Annotated in this window: 1 pseudogene; it reads left to right on the forward strand. The window is 39.6% G+C overall.

The features are described from left to right. A pseudogene (locus SH09_RS17310) lies at nt 1-475 on the forward strand (hypothetical protein); the annotation flags it as partial.

Genomic DNA, 475 nt, shown 5'->3' on the forward strand with positions numbered 1-475 from the left:
TTCTGAATCAGACACTGATGTACTCAATGATGTGCTTGCTGACTCTGAATCTGATACTGAAGTACTTAATGATGTTGATGCACTTTCTGAGTCAGACACTGATGTGCTCAATGATGTTGACGCACTTTCTGAGTCAGATACTGAAGTACTTAGTGATGTACTTGCTGATTCTGAATCACTTACTGACGTGCTCAATGATGTTGATGCACTTTCTGAGTCAGATACTGATGTACTTAATGACGTACTTGCTGACTCTGAGTCACTTACTGAAGTACTTAATGATGTACTTGCTGACTCTGAGTCAGATACTGAAGTACTTAATGACGTACTTGCTGATTCTGAATCACTTACTGACGTGCTCAATGATGTTGATGCACTTTCTGAATCAGACACTGATGTACTCAATGATGTGCTTGCTGACTCTGAATCTGATACTGAAGTACTTAATGATGTTGATGCACTTTCTGAGTCAGAC

This window comes from Staphylococcus gallinarum (genome assembly GCF_000875895.1).
In the GTDB taxonomy this organism is placed as follows: Bacteria; Bacillota; Bacilli; order Staphylococcales; family Staphylococcaceae; genus Staphylococcus; species Staphylococcus gallinarum.